Raw genomic sequence first — 4,111 nt, forward strand, 5'->3', positions numbered from 1 at the left:
CGGCTATGTACTGCTCCACCTCCGCCTCCAGCGCGGCGGCCAGCATCCGCCTCGCGCCCTCCCGCACGATCTCGCCGATCAGAGAGGTACCGGTCTCGGCAGAGCCGTCATTCGGTGACTACGCGGAGCACGGGCGTGCCTTCCCGGCCCGCGCTCGAACGCGGGCCTGCTCGGTGACCATGAGCCGATCACCCGGGAAGGTACGCCCTCCGTATCCCGCGAGGCACCCCACCCGGGCCGATCCACAGATTCCGAGCATTGCTCGACCAGGACCGCAGCCCGCATCCTCGTCGACGTCGGTGACGGCAGTGGGTTCGCCACTGCCGGCCACCTGGCCGCCTATCCTGGCTTGCGCCGACCACCCGCAGATCCGGCTCGTCCATCCGCGCGAGCACCCCTCACGGCGAGGCAACAAACAGCTCAAGCGAGCGTTCTACCTCGCCGCGTTCGCCTCACTGTCTCAGCCCGATTCACGCGCCTACTACGACAAGAAACGACGCGAGGGGAAACACCACGTCGCGGCCCTCGTCTGCCTGGCCCGACGCCGCATCGATGTCCTCTTCGCCATGCTCCGGGACGGCACCTTCTACGAACCGCCCAAGATCACAATCGCTTGACGAAAACCAGTAGGGGCACTTTTTTCTGGCATTCCGGGTTTCTCGCCCTGTGCGGTCAGGTCCGGGGGCAGGTTCCCGGTGGCGTCGGTGCGGGTGGCGGTGAGGGCCAGGAAGGCGAGGGCGGCCGTCGCGAGGGTGATGTGGCGGTGCCAGGCGTCCCAGGTGCGGACCTCGTAGTGGTCCAGGCCGCAGTCGGATTTCGCGGCCTGGAAACAGTCCTCCACAGGCAAGCGCAGCCCCATCACCCGGATGATCTCGCTGATGAGGGGTGCCGGTGCGGGCGTGGACGGCGAAGGAGGCGATCGGGGACGGATGGGTGACTGAACGCCGGACCAGGAGCAGATGCGTGCAGCCGGCGGGGACCGCCGTCGCGCCGCGGGGCCAGGTGACCTCGGCCAGGGCCCAGCCGCAGCGGCGCTCTCCCTTCGTTCCGTCCCCGCAGGAACGGCGCCCGGACACCAGGGGAACCTGCGCGGCCAGGACAGCGGTCCGGCGCGCTGGCAGTGGTCACGGTCTCGTTCACCGGCACGGCCATGACGTAAGGGGATGCGGCGGCGCCCGAGTGCGGCGCGCAGTTTGCGCTGCCACCGGCGGAACAGGTCACAGACGCGGTCCCCGTATCTTTCCGGGCACATCCCGCCACGGCGCCCCGGCCCGGAGCCGCCACCGTATCCCGTCGATGAGCTGCCGCCTGCTCCAAACCGGCGGTCTTCCCGGCTTCCTGCCCTTCGGCAGCAACGGCTCCAACCGGGCCCACTGCGCAGCTGTCAGATCTCCACGCGCCACAGCGCATGATCACCGCTCAAGATCCACTTCGCAACAGACCCTAGCTCGCGGGCGACGTACCGCTTGAGGCACCGGATGATCTCGCGCTTGGACATGCCCTCGGCGGTGCGTCGCTGCAGGTAAGCCTGGGTGCGTCGTTCCAGTGCACAGGCGTGCGCGGAACCGGCGAGGTGCCTGGCGGCTGCGGCACCCAGACTCTACCCGCCCGCCGCATCAGCGCACTATTGTCCAGGCCGACCACCCCCATCGCCCGCAGGACCGGCCAGCTGCTCGCGCAGAACCACCACCGCGGCCGAGGCGATCCCATGGACGCGCTGGATGCGATCCACAAGATCCTCACACTCCCCGGCCAGCCCGGCCCGGCCAGCATTCTCCGCCTCCTGGCATAACGACGCCAGTTCTTCCAGCCCGAACGTCATACCGTTCGACTTCAGCGTATGACCAGCCCGGGCAAAAGCAGCATTATCGGCATCCCGCACACTGCGCCGCAACTCCGTTACAAGCCCCACCGACTCTCCTAAAAACGTGTCGAGGAGCTCTGCGGTCAGATCCGGTCCCACCTCACGGGCCAGCGCCTGAACGGTGGCACGATTGATCACCTGCAGCGAATCGCCCCCAGCTGTGCCTTTGCTGCGCTTGCTATCCATGAGAATATCCTCGCCCCAGCCCGCGAAGCGGCCTGCCCGCCTCACATCTCATTTCCATGCTCGGTGACCAGTCGGCCTCCCGCCAGCCCACCTACACACCACCGCTGACGCCCGTGTCCCTGTCTTCCAGTGAGCGCTATCTGGTTCGGGTGGTGGAGTGCTCGCGGCTCGTTCGTTTGTCCGGTTGACAGGTGGGGCCGCCATGAGCCAACCGAAGGAGGCCGCCTGAGGCCCCGGAGTTTCCGGCGACCTTGACGGCTTGGGCCTGCTCACTGTCCCCGGCTACCGGTCGCAGCTGGGCCCGTCCGATCCGGACCATGTCAGCCAGTGCGTGTGCTTCCGCCAAAGATGAGCGGCCTCACCACCCCCGAATAGCCCCTGAGCTGGGAAAACGCGCTCCGGAGCCGTGGGCAAACGGCACCGGAGCGTCTCCATGCCCACCAATTGTCGAACTCGGGTGTCACCGCGTGGAAGGAGGCGGCCTGAGCGCTGCTTCGAGGGCGGAGGCGGGCTCACCCTCAGGCCGCCCAGAGGGCAAACCCGAGGGCGGCGCACTCACACCCCGCCCGTGAAAGTCAGCGGTCGCCACCCGGGACGGCTGCCGGCGGACGGCTGAGGGGTAATGCCTCCCTCCCGGGTCCCCGGACCCGGCTGCGCCACCTCGCCCGGGCGAGTACGTCCATCGCATGGCGGTGACGCGAAGGGCGTCCAGTGCTGGTGCAGGCGCTGCTCGACGGGGCGCGGCTGAGCGAGCGGCCATGGTCGGCAAGGCTGGCTGCGTCTCGACGCCTGGAGGGAGAACCCCGGGGTTGCACTGCTACTGCCGGCAAGGCTTCCAACTCGTTGGAATAGCTTCGGCACTGGAGATTTTGTGCCAGCACCCAAGACGGAACGCTCCTTGACCGCAACGTGAAGATGCGCGTTCTGCTCACGATGGGACCATAGACGGGGAACGCTCTCGGCCGAGACGCCCCAGGCAGCTCGGAAGGGAGTCAGCGGTAAGTACGACCGAAGCGGGAGGAAATCATGGTTTCCGCGCGGATCAAATCACTCCTCGCAATCGCCACGCTGGCGCCCCTGACGGTCATCGCGGTTGCACCAGGGGAGGCAACCGCCTCACCGGCCGCCAAATTCCCGACGCTAGTGCGCATCGCCAACGTTGGCTCCTGCCCAGCCGGTTATCTCTGCCAGTATAGAGACGCCCAATTCGGCGGCGGCGGGTACGGCCTGCGTGAGGGCCGCGACCTCAACGACTTCCGGGGCATCAACTTCAACGATGAGATGTCATCATGGGCAAACGCGACCGGCCGTGCATACTGCTGGCGCTCCGATATCAACTTCTCCGGTCCCGCTATGACCATGCCGGCAGGCTCCGCCGGCAACGTCCTCCCTGCAGAGCAGAACGACACAGCGTCCTCTGTGGAGGACTGCTGACTCCCTTCCGTGAATCCTCCGCAGCCCGCCCTCCACCACGGGCGTGCTGCGGAGGACACGGGCCACCCCGCGATTGACCGGGGGCGTACCGGCCTGGCGGTCCGCTGGTGGGTGGTTCAGATGCCAGCCTCTGGTCCGGAAAACACGGGGCCCTCGCCGCCTGTACTCAGCTGTGAGTGTCTGTTGGGTGGGTGTCGCGTTGTTCTGTTCATGCAGGCGGAGCATGCTTTGCCTTGCTGGCGGGGGTGTTCGGCAGGGTGGACCGGCGCCGGTTGGCGATGGGGTATCTGAAGGCGCTGATCGCGCCGGTGGAGCGGAAGAACGGATGGCAGATCGCGGAGTACGCCGGTCACGCGGGTCCGGGCCGGGTGCAGTGGTTCCTAGCCCGTTCGGGGCTCGCCGGTCAGCTCCTGGACGGTGTGCGCTCGTTCGTGGTGCAGCGTCTGGGCCGGCGGCCGGATGGGGTGCTGGTGCTGGATGAGACGGCGTTTTTGAAGAAGGGCCGGATGCCGGCGGGGGTGGCCCGGCAGTATGAGGGGCCTCGCGTTTTCCGGACAGGGTCTGATCCATCAATTCATGCGGCGAGCCGCAGGTTCTCGAACTCGGCGCGGACTTCTTGGGGTGGCC

The 4,111-nt window shown here is 67.5% G+C and carries 3 protein-coding genes and 2 pseudogenes; 3 read left to right on the forward strand and 2 right to left on the reverse strand.

Going from position 1 to position 4,111, the window contains the following annotated elements; all coding sequences use genetic code 11:
• Window positions 1–268: 268 nt before the first annotated feature.
• Window positions 269–617: pseudogene (locus tag AC07DW_RS33570) on the forward strand (transposase); the annotation flags it as partial.
• Window positions 618–703: 86 nt separating this feature from the next.
• Here the strand turns inward: AC07DW_RS33570 and AC07DW_RS33575 are convergent.
• Together AC07DW_RS33575 and AC07DW_RS33580 are read right to left on the reverse strand one after the other, a co-directional pair.
• A pseudogene (locus AC07DW_RS33575) lies at window positions 704–1,403 on the reverse strand (transposase); the annotation flags it as partial.
• 221 nt (window positions 1,404–1,624) lie between these two features.
• Window positions 1,625–2,050 (reverse strand): Hpt domain-containing protein, encoded by a 426-nt coding sequence (locus tag AC07DW_RS33580; protein ID WP_478861398.1) that lies wholly within the window; start codon window positions 2,048–2,050, stop codon window positions 1,625–1,627.
• Window positions 2,051–3,076: 1,026 nt separating this feature from the next.
• On the opposite strand from AC07DW_RS33580, the gene AC07DW_RS33585 reads away from it, so the two are divergent.
• Window positions 3,077–3,484 (forward strand): peptidase inhibitor family I36 protein, encoded by a 408-nt coding sequence (locus tag AC07DW_RS33585; RefSeq protein WP_478861399.1) that lies wholly within the window; start codon window positions 3,077–3,079, stop codon window positions 3,482–3,484.
• 245 nt (window positions 3,485–3,729) lie between these two features.
• Window positions 3,730–4,111: transposase (locus AC07DW_RS33590; RefSeq protein ID WP_478861400.1), on the forward strand; the 382-nt coding region annotated here is incomplete at its 3' end.

The organism is Streptomyces sp. NPDC045701 (assembly GCF_056432045.1).